The organism is Scandinavium goeteborgense, from assembly GCF_003935895.2.
GTDB classification, from domain to species: Bacteria; Pseudomonadota; Gammaproteobacteria; order Enterobacterales; family Enterobacteriaceae; genus Scandinavium; species Scandinavium goeteborgense.
In genome coordinates, this window is sequence record NZ_CP054058.1 from 3,966,439 (window position 1) to 3,983,610 (window position 17,172).

General features: G+C 54.4%; 15 protein-coding genes. 9 read left to right on the forward strand and 6 right to left on the reverse strand.

Going from position 1 to position 17,172, the window contains the following annotated elements; translation table 11 throughout:
* Window positions 1–2 precede the first annotated feature (2 nt).
* From bglJ to pobA, 4 genes are all read right to left on the reverse strand, one after another.
* The gene (gene bglJ, locus A8O29_RS19745; RefSeq protein WP_168713889.1) at window positions 3–665 is read right to left on the reverse strand and encodes a DNA-binding transcriptional activator BglJ; all 663 of its coding nucleotides are present in this window, start codon (window positions 663–665) and stop codon (window positions 3–5) included.
* A complete protein-coding gene (locus tag A8O29_RS19750) occupies window positions 614–1,348 on the reverse strand; it encodes a helix-turn-helix transcriptional regulator (protein ID WP_125355152.1) in 735 nt (244 codons plus the stop codon). Before A8O29_RS19750 ends, bglJ begins: the two co-directional genes overlap by 52 nt.
* 255 nt (window positions 1,349–1,603) lie before the next feature.
* Entirely contained in the window at window positions 1,604–2,473 is an 870-nt protein-coding gene (locus A8O29_RS19755) for a helix-turn-helix domain-containing protein (RefSeq protein ID WP_125355151.1), read from the reverse strand.
* 23 nt (window positions 2,474–2,496) lie between these two features.
* Complete coding sequence (gene pobA, locus A8O29_RS19760; RefSeq protein WP_125355150.1) at window positions 2,497–3,681, reverse strand: 4-hydroxybenzoate 3-monooxygenase; 1,185 nt, start codon at window positions 3,679–3,681, stop codon at window positions 2,497–2,499.
* Between the two features lie 275 nt (window positions 3,682–3,956).
* On the opposite strand from pobA, the gene A8O29_RS19765 reads away from it, so the two are divergent.
* From A8O29_RS19765 to opgB, 6 genes are all read left to right on the forward strand, one after another.
* Complete coding sequence (locus tag A8O29_RS19765; protein WP_125355149.1) at window positions 3,957–4,733, forward strand: threonine/serine exporter family protein; 777 nt, start codon at window positions 3,957–3,959, stop codon at window positions 4,731–4,733.
* On the forward strand, window positions 4,724–5,197 hold the full coding sequence (locus tag A8O29_RS19770; RefSeq protein ID WP_125355148.1) for a threonine/serine exporter: 474 nt from the start codon (window positions 4,724–4,726) through the stop codon (window positions 5,195–5,197). The genes A8O29_RS19765 and A8O29_RS19770 overlap by 10 nt, the downstream gene beginning before the upstream one ends.
* 102 nt (window positions 5,198–5,299) lie before the next feature.
* The gene (gene dnaT / locus A8O29_RS19775) at window positions 5,300–5,836 is read left to right on the forward strand and encodes a primosomal protein DnaT (protein ID WP_125355147.1); all 537 of its coding nucleotides are present in this window, start codon (window positions 5,300–5,302) and stop codon (window positions 5,834–5,836) included.
* Window positions 5,837–5,838: 2 nt separating this feature from the next.
* Complete coding sequence (gene dnaC, locus A8O29_RS19780) at window positions 5,839–6,576, forward strand: replicative helicase loader DnaC (RefSeq protein WP_110510658.1); 738 nt, start codon at window positions 5,839–5,841, stop codon at window positions 6,574–6,576.
* Between the two features lie 60 nt (window positions 6,577–6,636).
* Window positions 6,637–7,128 (forward strand): YjjA family protein, encoded by a 492-nt coding sequence (locus tag A8O29_RS19785; protein WP_125355146.1) that lies wholly within the window; start codon window positions 6,637–6,639, stop codon window positions 7,126–7,128.
* 185 nt (window positions 7,129–7,313) lie between these two features.
* On the forward strand, window positions 7,314–9,605 hold the full coding sequence (gene opgB / locus A8O29_RS19790; protein ID WP_159466529.1) for a phosphatidylglycerol--membrane-oligosaccharide glycerophosphotransferase: 2,292 nt from the start codon (window positions 7,314–7,316) through the stop codon (window positions 9,603–9,605).
* A 110-nt stretch (window positions 9,606–9,715) separates the two neighbouring features.
* Here opgB and tsr read toward each other — a convergent pair whose 3' ends face one another.
* Window positions 9,716–11,383, reverse strand: coding sequence for a methyl-accepting chemotaxis protein (gene tsr / locus A8O29_RS19795; protein WP_174081402.1), 1,668 nt, complete (start codon window positions 11,381–11,383; stop codon window positions 9,716–9,718).
* 382 nt (window positions 11,384–11,765) lie between these two features.
* Between tsr and A8O29_RS19800 the strand changes: the two genes are divergently transcribed.
* From A8O29_RS19800 to yjiA, 3 genes are all read left to right on the forward strand, one after another.
* Window positions 11,766–13,919, forward strand: coding sequence for a carbon starvation CstA family protein (locus tag A8O29_RS19800; protein ID WP_133460927.1), 2,154 nt, complete (start codon window positions 11,766–11,768; stop codon window positions 13,917–13,919).
* A gap of 100 nt (window positions 13,920–14,019) precedes the next feature.
* Window positions 14,020–14,223 carry a YbdD/YjiX family protein gene (locus A8O29_RS19805; protein WP_110510653.1) on the forward strand — a complete coding sequence of 68 codons (204 nt, stop codon included), beginning with the start codon at window positions 14,020–14,022 and terminating at the stop codon, window positions 14,221–14,223.
* A 10-nt stretch (window positions 14,224–14,233) separates the two neighbouring features.
* Window positions 14,234–15,190 carry a GTPase gene (yjiA, locus tag A8O29_RS19810; RefSeq protein ID WP_125355951.1) on the forward strand — a complete coding sequence of 319 codons (957 nt, stop codon included), beginning with the start codon at window positions 14,234–14,236 and terminating at the stop codon, window positions 15,188–15,190.
* Between the two features lie 431 nt (window positions 15,191–15,621).
* On the opposite strand, the gene A8O29_RS19815 is transcribed toward yjiA, so the two are convergent.
* Window positions 15,622–16,977 carry an esterase-like activity of phytase family protein gene (locus tag A8O29_RS19815; protein WP_125355106.1) on the reverse strand — a complete coding sequence of 452 codons (1,356 nt, stop codon included), beginning with the start codon at window positions 16,975–16,977 and terminating at the stop codon, window positions 15,622–15,624.
* Window positions 16,978–17,172: the final 195 nt, after the last annotated feature.

Below are 17,172 nucleotides of genomic sequence, written 5' to 3' on the forward strand. Positions count from 1 at the left end.
CATCAGGTCACATTCAGCGCCTGTAACGGCAGATAACGTAAGATATCTGCCGCACAGAGCAATCCCGTGTCGTTCTTGACCCCGAGTTTATTCATCGCATTAAATTTATGCGTGCGAATAGTCTTTGGATTCCGCGCCATTTGAACGGCAATCTCCGGAATGGAAAAGCCCTTTCCTATATAATAAAGAATGGCGCGTTCAGTCGGGCTTAATCCGACTGAATCTGAAATAGCGTTAAGCGTCTTACAGGTTGAATGCAGCGATTCTTTCTGGCTAATTAAGCTTTTAATTTGAATCAAAAGCTTTTCGACGGAAGAGGTTTTGCACCATACCGCATGTAAGGGAACAGGTAATAAATGATGAATTAATTTAGCCTGTCCTTCATCTTCCGCGAGAAGAACTCGAAGGGCGTCAGGCTGCATACCAGCAAGCTCGGAAAAAAAACGAATACTTTGCTGGCGTGAACCGCGTGCGCCTGCGACAGAGTAAATCACCATGTCATAAAAGCGATGATCTGTCTGAGCAAACCATTCCTGGCTGTCTTTATAGACCTGTAATTCATAAAACGAACCCGCGCAACAAGAAAAGAGCCCGTGCAGCCCTGCTTTCGTCATTACACAGTTTTCAACGACAGCGACGTATTTATTTGCGGTTCGCTTTTCCATGGTATTGGCTCTCCCCATACGGGAAGGAGATTCAACTCCTTCAGACCTTGTTCGCTATTGAGCCAGGCATATAACTCTGCATTACCGCGCAACGACAAGCGACGCATGGCGCTATTTTTCTGCGCGCTAATGGTCCTGTTGCTTTTTCTGAGCAGCATGGCTATCTGATTCACGCCCCAGCCCTTAGCAAGCAATCGCAAGGCCTGACGCTCTGCGAGGGACAATGAAGTTTTTAATCCCTGAGAAGAGAGTATCGGCGTAGTTTCAAATGCCAACAGAGACGTACTGATGCGATGCACCTGAGAGCCCTGGTTGCGAATAGCCGCCATAAGTTCAGGAATGGGTTCAGCGTCAGAAAGTAGGATACTTTCCGGGCGCAATAGATATTCTACCGCAAGCGAATAATGGGTTTGATTCAGCATGAAAATCCAACGACATTCTTTATGCTGCGTCATCAATGAATAATATTTCTCGCAGAGCGATTTGACCTGAAAACGATCGCCAGACAGACCGCATACAATCAAATTCGCTCGTTGGAGCTGCATCAGGGTGAGTTCATCGATGCAATGATGGCAACTGACCTCATATTCTGGAAAGTTGTCTTTCATGATGGACGAAAGACCTGCTTGAATGATGGGGACATTGCTGATTACCACGCCACATCGATTAAATACCTTGAGCATAACACCTCCCTTTTATGTTCCAGAATTATTCACATGATTGATTAAAACCACCAAATCATTCATGATTGAAATTATTCTAAGGACGCTTCCATTAACCCTGACTGTAATTAAATTAATTACGACGTTAAACAAATCCAATTTTGGACAAAATAACCTTTCAACATTAGCATATTAAAAATAAATACTCCATCGGCTAACATTCAGTGTGAAATCGTCAAAAAATACTCATCAAATAAATAATTATATGTATTCAGCTTATTTCATATTCTTCCTGAATACTTTAGGGGGCATCCCCGCATAACGCCGAAAAAATCTCGAGAAATAGGCCGCGTCACTAAAGCCCAAATAATCAGAGAGTTGTACTATCGACATGCTGGTGTATTGCAAACTTCGCTTCGCTTCAAGCATCAGCCGTTGGTGTAACACATTCAGCGCACTGCAGTTATGGAATTCATGGCACAAATAATTTAAATGGGTGACGGATAACCCCACTGCCAGTGCGTATTCAGACATCGGAAGGTGTTCCCGATAATGGCTTTCAATATGACGGGCAAACTGTTGCATCACCGTGCGTCGGCGTTCAGCACGGTCTTCCGTCGGCATCACCCCCTGACACTGGCGATTGAGCCACACCAGCAGCGCACTGAGCATCGCATGCAGCATTAACTCACGGGCATCATTGTCCTGCTGATATTCCTCCAGCAACGTCGAAAACAGAGTGCGTATGTGCGACCGGGACTGCGTTACGCTGACGCAATGTGGCTGATTCAGGACCCCAAGCTGGCGACCAAACTGCGCTTCGAATTGGCTGAGCAGCGGTAAGGCTAAAGACAAAACGTAGCCTTGCGTCCCGGGGGAAAAACGAAAACCGTGCACGCACAGCGAAGGCACCACCTGAATGCTGGCTTCTTTGACGATTTTCCTTTGCCCTTCGATTTCAATTTCGGCCTGCCCTTTATGTAGATACAGCAGCTGCACCATCTCCGCATGCTGATGCACGCGGATGTGCCACTCATAAAGGCTGCTACGCTGATGGATGGATTCGCAATGCAGAAGTTCCGGCGTCGGCCAACCGAGCTGTTCGCCATACAGCTTAAAGACGGGGATCGTGCTCTGTTGCGTCATACACACTCCTGCAGCAGGGAAAATTAACGGACCGTTTCGTAAGGCAGGCCCACGTAGTTTTCCGCTATCGTCGTCAGTCCGGCCCGAGACCCTAAATAATAGCGGCGATCGGCTTCCTGCATTTTTCGGTCGAACGGACTTTTGTCTTGAAAATCATGCAGTAAATGAGTCATAAACCAGCTGAAACGCTCACCTTTCCATACCCGGTTAAGGGCAAACGAGGAGTAGCTGGCGAGCAAATCTTCGCGCCCGTGATGGTAAAACTGGCAGAGAATCCGCCATAAATAGTTCACGTCGGAGGCCGCAAGATTCAGCCCTTTTGCGCCAGTAGGCGGCACGATATGCGCCGCATCGCCCACCAAAAATAGTCGGCCAAACTGCATCGGCTCGACAACATAGCTGCGCAGCGGCGCAATGCTTTTCTCAAGTGAGTGACCAGTCACTAACTTATTGGCCAGTTCGGACGGCAAGCGGCATTTCAGCTCCTGCCAGAAGCGTTCATCGCTCCAGGCGTCCACGCTCTCGCTGAGCGGCACCTGCAAGTAGTAACGGCTTCTTGTTAGTGAGCGCTGACTACACAATACAAACCCACGTTCATGATGGGCGTAGATCAGCTCCGAATTTACCGGTGGCGTATCTGATAACAACCCCAGCCAACCAAACGGCCACTCGCTTTCATATTCCCGCAGCACCGATTTCGGGATGCTTTGTCGCGACACGCCGTGAAAGCCGTCGCATCCCGCAATAAAATCGCAGTCAATTCGGCAGGCTTCACCTTGTTTCTCAAACGTGACAAAAGGCTTGTCCGTCTTCATATCGTGCAGCTCAACATTGCTGGCGCCGTACACAATAGGTGCTCCGCTGCTGGCGCGGGCTTCCATTAAGTCACGCGTCACTTCGGTCTGGCCGTACACCATTACACTTTTGCCCTCCGTGAGCTCACTCAATGGCACTGGGATCCGCACACCGTCAAACAGAAACTCCACGCCATGATGCACCAGACCTTCCGCATCCATTCGCTGCGAAACGCCTGCCTGCCGCAGCAAATCCACGGTTCCGCTTTCCAGAATTCCGGCCCGAATGCGGCCCAGCACGTACTCCGGCGTCTGGCGTTCGAGGATAACCGTGGCAATCCCGGCATTGTGTAACAGCTGTCCGAGCAACAGCCCCGATGGGCCCGCTCCAATAATCGCGACCTGCGTCTTCATGAGTTCCGCTCCAGCATAGTTAATTATTTGTATATTTTTTGTATCTATAAAGTGTCTTATTGCATTTTTGATAAGCTGGAGCGGAAAAAGAAGGGCTTAAATCAGGCAAAACGTGCACTTTTCAACGATCTTGTGAAACTGTGGAGCAGTTCAAAAAACAGACGCTAAGCAGAAGTCATGTTCAGATTGTTTGATCTCGCCGGGCCTTGCTTCACGCGGCATTCAGGTAAAACCCGATATTAGAACCTGACAATAGCTAACCAAGAACGGTCGTAATGGAAGCAGATAGCGCAGAACAACGAAAAGTCACCCAGTTATGTATTCAGTGCGCCCTGCTGTTGCTGCAACACGGGGCAGAAAGCGCGCTGGTCGATGAGCTATCAACTCGGCTCGGGGTCGCGCTGGGCATGAACGGCGTGGAAAGCGCCATCTCCTCGAATGCCATTGTGTTGACCACGATTCTGGAAGGGAAATGCCTGACCACGACCCGCAAAAACAGCGATCGCGGCATCAACATGCACGTGGTGACCGAGGTCCAGCACATCGTGATCATGGCAGAGCACAGGCTGCTGGATGCCAAAGATGTCGATAAGCGTTTTTCACAGATAAAACCGCTGCGCTACCCACGCTGGTTGGTTGTCACAATGGTTGGCCTCTCCTGCGCCTGTTTCTGTAAGCTCAATAACGGCGGTTGGGACGGGGCCTTTGTCACTCTCTGCGCCAGCACGCTGGCCATGTACATCCGCCAGGTGCTGACCCATCGCTCAATGCACCCGCAGATAAACTTTTGCATCACTGCCTTTGTGGCCACCAGCGTTTCCGGGTTGATGCTGCGCCTACCCGCGTTTCAGCAAACCTCTACGGTTGCGATGGCCGCCAGCGTGCTGCTTTTAGTCCCGGGCTTTCCTCTGATCAACGCCGTCGCCGATATGTTCAAAGGGCACATCAATACCGGGCTGGCGCGTTGGGCTATTGCCAGCCTGCTGACGCTCGCCACCTGTATCGGCGTCGTAATGGCGATGACGCTATGGGGGCTGCGCGGATGGGTATGATCGATTTTTTGCAGACGCTGTTGCAGGACATGCTGCTGTCTGCCATTCCCGCCGTGGGTTTTGCGATGGTGTTTAACGTGCCGCACCGCGCGCTGGCTTGGTGCGCGCTGCTGGGTGCCATTGGCCACAGTTCGCGGATGGTGACCATGCTGGCAGGGATGAACATCGAATGGGCGACGTTTATCGCCTCAATGCTGGTGGGCAGCATTGGGATCCAATGGTCGCGCTGGTATCTGGCGCATCCTAAAATTTTCACCGTCGCCGCGGTCATTCCGATGTTTCCCGGTATTTCGGCCTATACCGCGATGATCTCGGCGGTGAAAATCAGCCACGTCGGCTACAGCAACGACCTGATGATGCTGCTGCTGGAAAACTTCCTCAAAGCCACGTCGATCGTTGGTGCGCTGTCGATTGGATTATCGATCCCCGGTCTGTGGCTGTACCGAAAACGCCCGCGCGTCTGATCAACCTACCCGCGCGTGGCCTGGGGAATCTCCTCCCGCGCGCTGGTCTGTGCTACTATCAGCCCATGTTATACCTGTCGTCGTTTTGTTTGAGTAATTGCCATGTCCTCCAGAATTTTAACGTCCAGCGTCATTGGGATTGATGCGTTTCTGCGCGATCCTGACGGCGTGTTAAACAATGCCGAAAACGGTGCTATCGCGGTGTTTGCCAATAACGCACCGGCGTTTTATGCCATCGCGCCCGAACGCCTGGCGCAACTGCTTGAGCTGGAGGCTAAACTTTCCCGACCAGGCAGCGACGTGGTACTGGATGGCCAATTCTTTGATGAGCCGACGGCCGCGCCGGTTGCCGTACCGATGGGCAAATTTGCCATGTATGCCGACTGGCAGCCGGATGCTGATTTTCAGCGGATGGCCGCGTTGTGGGGCATCTCGCTGACGCAGCCCGCCACGCCGGAAGAGCTGGCCTCTTTTACTGCCTACTGGCAGGCCGAAGGCAAAGTGTTCCATCACGTTCAGTGGCAGCAGAAACTGGCGCGCAGTCTGCAAATCGGGCGAGCCAGCAGCGGGCAACCGAGACGCGACCTCAACACGCTCTCCGAGCCCGATAATCAAATTCCCCCAGGTTTCCGAGGTTAATAATGAAAAATGTTGGTGATCTGATGCTGCGCCTGCAGAAAATGATGCCGAAACATATTGAACCGGCATTCAAAACGGGTGAAGAACTGCTGGCCTGGCAAAAAGAACAGGGCCAGCTGCGCTCTGCCGCGCTGGAACGCGAAAACCGGGCGATGAAAATGCAACGAACGTTCAACCGTTCCGGCATTCGTCCGCTGCACCAGAACTGTTCTTTTGATAACTACCGCGTGGAAAGCGACGGGCAGATGAACGCGTTATCCAAAGCCCGCCAGTACGTCGAAGAGTTCGACGGCAACATCGCCAGCTTCATCTTTTCCGGTAAACCGGGAACCGGCAAAAACCATCTGGCGGCAGCCATCTGCAATGAGCTGCTGCTGCGCGGGAAATCGGTGTTGATCATCACTGTCGCCGATATCATGTCCGCCATGAAAGACACCTTTTCTAACCGCGAAACCACCGAAGAGAAGCTGCTGAACGATCTGAGTAATGTTGATCTGCTGGTGATCGATGAGATCGGCGTTCAGACGGAATCGCGCTACGAGAAAGTGATCATCAATCAGATCGTCGATCGCCGTTCCTCATCAAAACGTCCGACCGGTATGCTGACCAACAGCAACATGGACGAGATGAATAAGCTGCTGGGTGAACGCGTCATGGACCGTATGCGTCTGGGCAACAGCCTGTGGGTGATTTTCAACTGGGAAAGCTACCGCAGCCGCGTGACAGGTAAAGAGTATTGAGATTTTTCCGAACCCCGGCAGCGCTATACTGGCCGGGGTTCAGTCAACTGAGAAAAATCTATGAATACTGCTAAACGTCTTCTTTGCACCGCCGCGCTGACCAGCGCCCTGCTCTCTACCAGCACCTTTGCGATTTCCCTGAGCGACACGCTTTCCAGCGCGGCAAGCGAACTGAGCGGCTCAAGCACCTCATCAACAGGCACCAACTCGCTTTCCTCGCTGACCAGCCTGCTTAACGGCAGCGGCAAAGCGCTGAGCGCCGACAACATGAACAACGCGGCGGGGATCCTCAGCTACTGTGCCCAACAGAAACTGACTTCCGTGACCGACACCGAAAACGTGAAGAACCAGGTGCTGGATAAACTGGGCCTGGATACCGCGCCAGAGCAGAAAGCCGATACCAACTATATGGACGGTATTCAGGGTCTGCTGAATGCCCAAAACGGCCAGCAGTTGAATCTAAGTTCACTGGGTGATTCCGCCCTCGGAAAACAAGTAAAAACCAAGGCTTGCGATCTGGTGCTCAAACAAGGCGCTAATTTCCTTTCCTGATCCCCGCTAAACACCCGCCCACACCGGATGTGAGCGGGTTAAAAATCCCCCACTTCTAATCCAAATCTGAATCAGCGCACATTTTAATGACGCTATAATTGCAGCAATATGGCACTGCAATTACAGTGTAGGGTCAAAAAAATAGTGTCGGGTCAGCGGATGGCCTGTGTGACTGAGGATTTGCTGTGTCCGAGCTTGTTTCTATTGCTCTGTTTCTCGCTTCCGTCGTGATTTATTCATGGAAAGCGGGACGTAATACCTGGTGGTTTGCGTCCATCCTGATGGTGCTTGGACTTTTTGTGGTCCTGAACCTGACCCTTTACGCCAGTGACTATTTCACCGGCGACGGCATTAACGATGCCGTGCTCTATACCCTGACCAACAGCCTGACCGGCGCGGGTATCAGCAAATACATTCTGCCCGGCATTGGTCTGGTCCTGGCGCTGGTTCTGGTCTTTGGTGGACTCGGCTGGGTGTTACGCCGTCGTCGCCATCATCCACATCATCTTGGCTACAGCGTCCTGGCGCTGGGGCTGGCGCTCGCGTCAGTGGATGCCAGTCCGGCGTTTCGCCAGATAACCGAACTGGTAAAATCCCAGTCCCGCGATGGCGATCCGGACTTTGCCGCCTGGTATAAAGAGCCGTCGAAATCTATTCCAAATCCGAAGCTGAACCTGGTGTATATCTACGGTGAAAGCCTCGAGCGCACCTATTTCGATAATAAAGCGTTCCCGAATCTGACGCCGGAACTCGGTAAGCTCAAAGGTGAAAGCATCGATTTCAGCCACACCATGCAGCTGCCGGGCACCGATTACACCATCGCCGGCATGGTTGCCTCCCAGTGTGGGATTCCGCTGTTCGCGCCGTTTGAAGGCAACGCCTCGGCCTCGGTCTCGAGCTTCTTCCCGCAGAACATTTGCCTCGGCGACATCCTGAAGAACTCGGGCTACAAAAACTACTTTATGCAGGGCGCTAACCTGCGCTTCGCCGGGAAAGACGTGTTCCTGCAATCGCACGGCTTTGACCATCTTTACGGCGCCGAAGAGCTGAAAACTCTCGTTCCGGACCCAAGCTATCGCAACGACTGGGGCTTCTACGACGACACGGTTCTCGACGAAGTGTGGAAAAAGTACGAAGAGCTGTCCAAATCCGGCCAGCGTTTCTCGCTGTTCACGCTGACGGTCGACACGCATCACCCGGATGGATTTATCTCCCGCACCTGCGATCGCAAAAAGTACGAGATTGACGGGAAAACCAACCAGTCATTCAGCGCGGTGACCTGCAGTCAGGAACACGTGGCGGCGCTGATCGAAAAAATCAAAGCCTCGCCGTACTTTAAGAACACGGTGATCGTGGTCTCGTCTGACCATCTGGCGATGAAAAACACCGCCTGGGATTACCTCAATAAACAGGATCGCAGCAACCTGTTCTTCGTGATTCGTGGCGATAAGCCGCAGCAGGAAGTGATGGGCGTGAAGCGCAGCACCATGGATAACGGCGCGACGGTGCTGGATATTCTTGGCGGCGATAACTTTATCGGCCTGGGGCGCAGTAGCCTGTCCGGCCAGTCTCTGGCGGAAGTGTTCCTCAACATGAAAGAGAAAGTGCTGGCGTGGAAGCCGGACATTATACGCCTGTGGAACTTCCCGAAATCGATCAAAGATTTCACCATCGACGAGCAGAAAGGGATGATTGCGTTCTCCGGGTCGCACTTCCGTCTGCCGCTGTTGCTGCGGGTGTCGGATAACCGCGTTGAGCCGCTGCCGGAAAGTGAATACTCCGCCCCGCTGCGTTACCAGCTGGCAGATTTCGCCCCGCGCGACAACTTCATGTGGATTGACCGCTGCTACAAAATGGCCCAGCTGTGGGCGCCGGAACTGGCGCTGTCCACCGACTGGTGCGTGTCTCAGGGCCAGCTTGGCGGCCAGCAAAAGGTGCAGCACGTCGACAAAGCCCAATGGAAAGGCAAAGCCGCGTTTAAAGACGTGGTTATCGACATGGAGCGCTATAAAGGCAACGTCGATACCCTGAAAATTGTCGATAACGACATTCGTTATAAAGCGGACAGTTTCATTTTCAACGTCGCCGGTGCGCCGGAAGAGGTCAAACAGTTCAGCGGGATTTCACGCCCGGAGAGCTGGGGCCGCTGGTCTAACGCGCAGCTGGGCAATGAAGTGAAGATTGAGTACAAAACGCCGCTGCCGCCGAAATTCGACCTGGTGATCACCGCCAAAGCCTATGGCGAAAATGCAGATAAACCGATTCCGGTACGCGTTGGCAACAGTGAGCAAACGCTGACTCTGGGCAAAGACGTCACCACCACCACGCTGCATTTCGACAACCCGACGAACAGCAACCAGCTGACCATCGTCCCGCCGGACCCGCAAACCACCAACGAGGGCAACATTCTCGGTCACGCCCCGCGCCAGCTGGGAATTGGGATGGTGGAAATCAAAGTGGTGAAATCGGAAGGGTAAAAAGGGGAGCTTCGGCTCCCCCTTTTTTGCCCGGTGGCGCGATGCTGACCGGGCCTACACAATCAGATTTTGTAGGCCCGGCAAGCCTGCGCCGCCGGGCGTTATCAACGTCAGAAGGTTTCCCAGTTATCACCGTTTTCAGACGCTGCGGCTTTACGCAGCGTCTGAACCGGCGCACTGGTTTTCAGGGCTGATGACTCACGCTTCGCTGCCAGCTGCGACTGCTGAATACGAAACACTGCCACCGCCTGCGTCAGACGGCTCGCCTGCTCTTCCAGCGCTGCGGCTGCAGATGCGGACTCTTCCACCAGCGAGGCGTTTTGCTGCGTCACACGGTCCATCTCGGACACCGCCAGACCCACCTGATCGATCCCTCGGCTCTGCTCGTCGGATGCCGACGCGATTTCACCCATGATGTCAGTCACGCGGGTGACCGCATTCACGATTTCATCCATCGTTTCACCGGCACTTTCCACCAGCGTTGAACCGATATCCACCCGGCTCACGGAGTCTTCAATCAGGCTCTTGATCTCACGTGCCGCCTGGGCGCTACGCTGGGCCAGATTACGCACTTCACCAGCGACCACCGCAAAACCACGGCCCTGTTCACCGGCACGCGCGGCTTCTACTGCCGCGTTCAGCGCCAGAATGTTAGTCTGGAAGGCAATTCCGTCAATAACGCTGATGATGTCGGCAATTTTCTGCGAACTGCTGGTGATATCGCGCATCGTCTGCACCACGTTATCCACCACTTTACCGCCTTTCTGGGCGGTTTCCGACGCGCTCAGCGCCAGATGGCTCGCCTGGCGGGCGTTTTCGGCGTTCTGTTTCACCGTCGCGGTCAGTTCTTCCATGCTCGCAGCGGTCTCTTCCAGAGAAGCGGCCTGCTGTTCGGTACGAGAAGAGAGATCATTGTTGCCCATCGCGATTTCGGTGGCACCGCTGTAAATCGCATCGGCACCGTTACGCACTTCGCCAACGGTACGCACCAGCTCGCTCTGCATATGACGCAGAGAATCCGCCAGTTGACCCATTTCGTTGCTGCCGTGCACGTCGATAGGCTTCACCAGGTCGCCCCCGGCAATATGACGAATGCTGTCGATAACCCGCGTCAGCGGCTGGATCAACGCTTTGTGGATCCCAAGCCAGACCACTACGATCACCACCAGCACCGCGACCAGCACGCTGATCAACACCCAGATCGCCTGATTGTATGAGCTGCTGTTATCTTCCACTGCCAGCTCATACAGATGATCGTTTTGCTGGAAATAGGTCACGTAGGCATTCTCAAACCCATCCTGATAGCGCTGAGTGGGCTGATCGAAGAAGTCGTTGATCTTACCCGCGCCCAGCAACTGGATCAGCTCCGCCAGCGCGCCGTGATAGATATCGTAATTACGTTTAATGTCGAGCGCGGCCGCTTCACTCTGGCGCGGATCGCGCGGCTGGGCTTCATATTCCGCCCAACGCTTTTCCGCATCATTGAGAGAGGCGGTGGCAATCTTCATCAGATCGGCCACGGTCGCGCCACTGCCGATATTGTTCTGATCCATCATGTAGCGGATCCCGGCACGGTTGAGGGTGTTACGGGTTTGCAGCAGAGCCACCCAGCTGCCGTTCAGCGTGGCCTGCTGCTGGCGGATGGTTTGCAGAACGGTGAAGTTTTCTTTGTCGTGTTTCAGCGCGTTAAAGAACAGACCGCCGGATGTCAGTTGTAAAAGGCCAAATATGACCAAAACCAGCACGAGGCTGGTCACAATTTTGATGCGAGTTAACATTTTTTCTCTTTCCTGTGGGAAGTTAACAGTTAATTCGGCCTGAAAAGAGAAAACTTTAAGGAAATTCCTACTGTTTCACGGATACGCCATGGATTTTCACTGGCGCAATTCGCTATCGCCGTCTATGACCCGCAGCGAATAGCCTCTCAGCCGTTGCGTGAGGGGGAAAATTACGTTGTGATCTCAATCACATATTTAACCCCACGTCCCACCCGCTCCAACCGCTCGCCACTACAAAAGACCGCTTAAACGCCCATACAACCACTCACCGATTTTCCGCCCCGGACGCGCGTGAAGCTCTGGCACCATAGCTCCCAGCATCAATACCACCAGAAGTCGTTGTAACACTTCACTCATTCTTATAAACGCCAGGTTTTTAACTATGGATATGAAAAAACTTCTCAAGCATGTGCCGTGGGCCATTATCGGGATCATCGGGGCATTCTGCCTGTCGGTGGTTGCCCTGCGTCGCGGCGAGCACGTTAGCGCCCTGTGGATCGTGGTCGCCTCGGTCTCGGTGTATCTGGTGGCCTATCGCTACTACAGCCTGTACATCGCCCAGAAGGTGATGAAACTTGATGAGACCCGCGCCACGCCTGCGGTTATCAATAACGATGGTCTGAACTACGTGCCGACCAACCGCTACGTGCTGTTCGGGCACCACTTTGCGGCGATTGCGGGCGCAGGCCCGCTGGTCGGCCCGGTGCTGGCGGCACAAATGGGCTACCTGCCCGGCACGCTGTGGCTGCTGGCCGGCGTCGTGCTGGCCGGGGCGGTGCAGGACTTTATGGTGCTGTTTATCTCCTCGCGCCGGAACGGTTCGTCGCTCGGTGAAATGGTGAAAGAGGAAATGGGCCGCGTGCCGGGCTCGATTGCCCTGTTCGGCTGCTTCCTGATCATGATTATTATCCTGGCGGTACTGGCGCTTATCGTGGTGAAAGCCCTCGCCGAAAGCCCGTGGGGCGTGTTCACTGTCTGCTCGACCGTGCCGATTGCGCTGTTTATGGGGATCTACATGCGCTTTATTCGCCCCGGTCGCGTGGGTGAAATCTCGGTTATTGGCATCGTGCTGCTGGTGGCTTCCATCTGGTTCGGCGGCGTCATCGCCCACGACCCGTACTGGGGACCGGCGCTGACCTTTAAAGACACCACCATTACCTTCGCGCTGATTGGCTACGCCTTTGTTTCCGCGCTACTGCCGGTGTGGCTGATTCTGGCCCCGCGCGATTACCTCGCCACCTTCCTGAAAATTGGGGTAATTGTCGGCCTGGCGCTCGGCATTGTTATCCTCAACCCTGAGCTGAAAATGCCTGCGGTGACGCAGTACATCGACGGGACCGGTCCGCTGTGGAAAGGCGCGATGTTCCCGTTCCTGTTCATCACCATCGCCTGCGGTGCGGTGTCTGGTTTCCATGCGCTGATTGCGTCCGGCACCACACCGAAGCTGCTGGCGAATGAAAAAGACGCGCGTCTGATTGGCTATGGCGCAATGCTGATGGAGTCCTTCGTGGCGATCATGGCGCTGGTGGCGGCGTCTATCATCGAACCGGGCCTCTATTTCGCGATGAACACCCCGCCTGCGGGCCTCGGCATCACCATGCCGAACCTGCACGAAATGGGTGGCGAAAACGCGGCGATGATCATGGCACAGCTGAAAGATGCCAGCGTTCACGCCGCGGCAACGGTCAGTTCTTGGGGCTTCGTGATTTCACCTGAGCAAATCATGCAGACCGCGAAAGACATCGGCGAGCCGTCGATTCTGAACCGTGCCGGTGGCGCACCGACGCTTGCCGTCGGGATTGCCCACGTGTTCCACAAAGTCATGCCGATGGCCGACATGGGCTTCTGGTATCACTTCGGTATCCTGTTCGAAGCGCTGTTCATCCTCACTGCGCTGGATGCGGGCACCCGTGCGGGCCGCTTCATGTTGCAGGATTTGCTCGGTAACTTCGTGCCATTCCTGAAGAAAACCGACTCTCTGGTGGCGGGTATCGCCGGGACAGCAGGCTGCGTCGGCCTGTGGGGTTATCTGCTGTATCAGGGCGTGGTTGACCCGCTGGGCGGCGTGAAGAGCCTGTGGCCACTGTTCGGTATCTCTAACCAGATGCTGGCGGCCGTGGCGCTGGTGCTCGGCACCGTGGTGCTGGTGAAAATGAAGCGCACCAAATACATCTGGGTGACCGTGGTTCCTGCGCTGTGGCTGCTGCTGTGCACCACCTGGGCGCTCGGTCTGAAGCTGTTCAGTGCTAACCCGCAGCTGGAAGGCTTCTTCTTCATGGCTAACCAGTACAAAGAGAAAATTGCTGCGGGCAGCGCAGACCTGACGGCCCAGCAGATTGCTAACATGAACCACATCGTTATCAACAACTACACCAACGCGGGGCTTAGCATCCTGTTCCTGGTGGTGGTTTACAGCATCATTTTCTACGGCATCAAAACCTGTATGAAGGCTCGCGCTATCGACGCGCGAACCGACAAAGAGACGCCGTATGTTCCGGTGCCAGAAGGTGGCGTGAAAACCTCTTCACACCATTAATCCGCTGACTTCTTCCTCTCCCTTAGGGATAGGAAGAAGTGAGGGTAACAACGCCTGGCGGATCACATCCGTCAGGCTTTACGCTTATAGGGATGGCACAATGTTTGGTAACTTAGGTCAGGCAAAAAAATATCTCGGTCAGGCGGCGAAGATGCTGATTGGCATCCCGGATTACGATAACTACGTCGAGCACATGCAGACCAATCATCCGGATAAGCCGTACATGACTTACGAAGAATTCTTCCGCGAGCGCCAGCAAGCGCGCTACGGCGGCAGTGGAGAAGGCGGCGTACGCTGCTGTTAAAGGAGAGACAATGAATCCGATCCCCGTCACCCTACTCACCGGTTTTCTCGGCGCAGGTAAAACCACGCTGCTGCGCCACATCCTCAATGCGGATCACGGGTTCAAAATTGCCGTGATCGAAAACGAGTTCGGCGAAGTCTCGATGGACGATCAGCTGATTGGCGATCGCGCCACGCAGATAACCACCCTGACCAACGGCTGTATTTGCTGCAGTCGATCCAACGAACTGGAAGACGCGCTGCTGGATCTGCTCGACGGTCGCGATCGCGGCGATATCGAATTCGACCGGTTGATCATCGAATGCACCGGCATGGCCGATCCCGGCCCGATCGTGCAGACCTTTTTCTCTCATGAGATCCTCTGCGAGCGCTACATACTCGACGGGGTGATCGCCCTGGTCGACGCCGTTCACGCTGACGATCAGATGAATCAGTTCACGCTGGCACAGTCGCAAGTGGGTTATGCAGATCGCATTTTGCTGACCAAAACCGACGTGGTGCAAGACACGGAAAAACTCAGTGAGCGCCTGACGCGCATCAACGCCCGCGCACCGATTTACACCGTGACGCACGGCGACATTGACCTCGAACACCTGTTCAACACCAACGGTTTTATGCTCGAAGAAAACGTCATCCAGCCGAAGCCGCGTTTCCACTTTATGGCGGACAAGCAAAACGACATCTCATCGATTGTGGTCGAACTCGATTACCCGGTCGACATCAGCGACGTTTCCCGCGTAATGGAAAACCTGCTGCTTGATTTCGCGGATAAGCTGTTGCGTTACAAAGGGATGTTATGGATTGACGGCGAGCCGAACCGCCTGCTGTTCCAGGGCGTGCAACGCCTGTACAGCGCCGACTGGGACCGCCCGTGGAGTGACGAAACCCCGCACAGCGTGCTGGTGTTTATCGGCGTTCAATTACCGGAAGCGGAAATCCGTCAAGCGTTTGCGGGACTGAAGCGCTAACAGCACGATGCCCGGTGGCGCTCCGCTTACCGGGCCTACGGGCCATACAGTTGTAGGCCCGGCCAGCAACGCGCCGCCAGGCATGGCAATTAAGTGCGGCCTGATGCCCTCTCCCCGGCCCTCTCCCACAGGGAGAGGGAGAAAAACAGCGCTACACTATTCCCTCTCCCTTCGGAAGAGGGCCAGGGAGATGGCGAAAAACAGCGCTACACTATTCCCTCTCCCTTCGGAAGAGGGCTAGGGAGATGGTGAAAAACAGCGCTACACTATTCCTTCTCTCTTCGGAAGAGGGCTAGGGAGATGGTGAAAAACAGCGCTACACTATTCCCTCTCCCTCCGGGAGAGGGCTAGGGAGAGGGCGACAATCCACGCTGGCCTTTCCCCTCTCCCCTATGGGGAGAGGGCCAGGGTGAGGGGAATCCCGCAGAAAACTATAACAACGACTCAGGCAACGTAATTACCCACAGCTCGCTATCAGACTCCGGTTTTTCCAGCGGTTTCACCGCAATCGTCGTCGCCACCGCCTGATCATCCACCGTCAATTTTCCCTGCTCATTCACCCAATAATCCTTCAGTTTCTTCCCTTCTACCGGGCTTTTCAGCGTCGTTTTCACGCCAAAATCATTATCGTTCGCCACCGCCAGCGTCTTGCCGTCGATCAGCGCCATCCCTTCCGCTTTTTCCTGCTGCCAACCTAATTTACGCAGATCCACCGCCAGTGATTTACTCGCCAGTTGGATCCCACGCTTCGCCAGTTGATCCGCACTATCAAACTCTGCGTATTCGCCCGGCTTATCAAACGCCGCCAGATCTGAAGCCTTGCTCAAGTCCACCTTATAGATGTTATTGCGCATCACATCGTCTTTATCGCCTCCCTGCTCAATCAGCAAAATGTGTTCGTTATCCAGCGCCACGATATCGCCGATTTTGGCGTCGCTGTTTTTGCTGTAGACGTTATCAATCGGATAGCCATACATCACGGTTTTGCCGGTCGCCGGGTCGAAGCTCACCAGACGGGTGAACAGCGCTTTTTTCTTACTCTTACCGTCGATATCCAGCGTGCTCTGCACCGCCGCGATAATGCGCCCATCCGGCATCCGGGTGATGCCCTCAAAGCCACGGTTTGGCTGGCGCCACTTGATAATATTCGGCAAACCACCAGCAATCGATTTCTCACCTTCGCCCGCCTGCGGGCCGTGCGTCGCAATGATTTTGCCGCTGCTGTCGACATTAACAATGAACGGGCCGTATTCGTCGCACAGCCAGAAACCGCCTTTACCGTCCGGCGTGATGCCCTCGGTATCCAGCCCGCGATTATCACCACTCAACGCTTTCATTGTGTCGCTGAACGCCACTTCATTGGTCGAGCCGATCACCCCGCTTTGCAGCGGCAGCCCGTTGATATTGCCTTTGTCGTCATGCAGCGGGCGCGCATCGGTCGCCTCGGCTTTGCCGTTTTCCACCCTAATCGACATCAGCATCGGCGCGAAATCAGGCGTCACGAAAATCTTTGCTTCCTGCTTACCCACGCTCGGCGAATCGGCGTTCGGACCACGATCCGTCACCGTCGCAAACGTCAGGGCATCGCCCTGCTTGCCGGTGAACAGCAAACCAGAGCCGATTCCTACCGGCAATCCGTTTGGAAACGCCTGCGCAAACGCGCCGTTATAGCTGACATGCGAGCCTTCCGGAAAACTCACCACATAATGCTCCGCGGTCGGTTCTGCGGCCAGCGCAGAGAAAGAAAGCGCACTGCTTATTACCAGAGGAATCAGTTTAATTTTCATGTTGTTGTCACCTTTTTTATGCGTGCGAACACCATAGGAATGCCAAATGACAGAAAGATGACGGAAGCATGACAGAATGAGGATTCGAGGCATCATTTTCGCGCACAACCTCACCCATTGAACCCCATCACACTTCCGCCATGCACTTTTCCGCTATCCACACGCCATATCCTCGCCCTTACTTCGTAACCTATT

Coding starts and splice junctions, on each gene's coding strand:
- bglJ (WP_168713889.1), bottom strand. CDS start 665: ATGGAAAAGCGAACCGCAAATAAATACGTCGCTGTCGTTGAAAACTGT.
- A8O29_RS19750 (WP_125355152.1), bottom strand. CDS start 1,348: ATGCTCAAGGTATTTAATCGATGTGGCGTGGTAATCAGCAATGTCCCC.
- A8O29_RS19755 (WP_125355151.1), bottom strand. CDS start 2,473: ATGACGCAACAGAGCACGATCCCCGTCTTTAAGCTGTATGGCGAACAG.
- pobA (WP_125355150.1), bottom strand. CDS start 3,681: ATGAAGACGCAGGTCGCGATTATTGGAGCGGGCCCATCGGGGCTGTTG.
- A8O29_RS19765 (WP_125355149.1), top strand. CDS start 3,957: ATGGAAGCAGATAGCGCAGAACAACGAAAAGTCACCCAGTTATGTATT.
- A8O29_RS19770 (WP_125355148.1), top strand. CDS start 4,724: ATGGGTATGATCGATTTTTTGCAGACGCTGTTGCAGGACATGCTGCTG.
- dnaT (WP_125355147.1), top strand. CDS start 5,300: ATGTCCTCCAGAATTTTAACGTCCAGCGTCATTGGGATTGATGCGTTT.
- dnaC (WP_110510658.1), top strand. CDS start 5,839: ATGAAAAATGTTGGTGATCTGATGCTGCGCCTGCAGAAAATGATGCCG.
- A8O29_RS19785 (WP_125355146.1), top strand. CDS start 6,637: ATGAATACTGCTAAACGTCTTCTTTGCACCGCCGCGCTGACCAGCGCC.
- tsr (WP_174081402.1), bottom strand. CDS start 11,383: ATGTTAACTCGCATCAAAATTGTGACCAGCCTCGTGCTGGTTTTGGTC.
- A8O29_RS19800 (WP_133460927.1), top strand. CDS start 11,766: ATGGATATGAAAAAACTTCTCAAGCATGTGCCGTGGGCCATTATCGGG.
- A8O29_RS19805 (WP_110510653.1), top strand. CDS start 14,020: ATGTTTGGTAACTTAGGTCAGGCAAAAAAATATCTCGGTCAGGCGGCG.
- yjiA (WP_125355951.1), top strand. CDS start 14,234: ATGAATCCGATCCCCGTCACCCTACTCACCGGTTTTCTCGGCGCAGGT.
- A8O29_RS19815 (WP_125355106.1), bottom strand. CDS start 16,977: ATGAAAATTAAACTGATTCCTCTGGTAATAAGCAGTGCGCTTTCTTTC.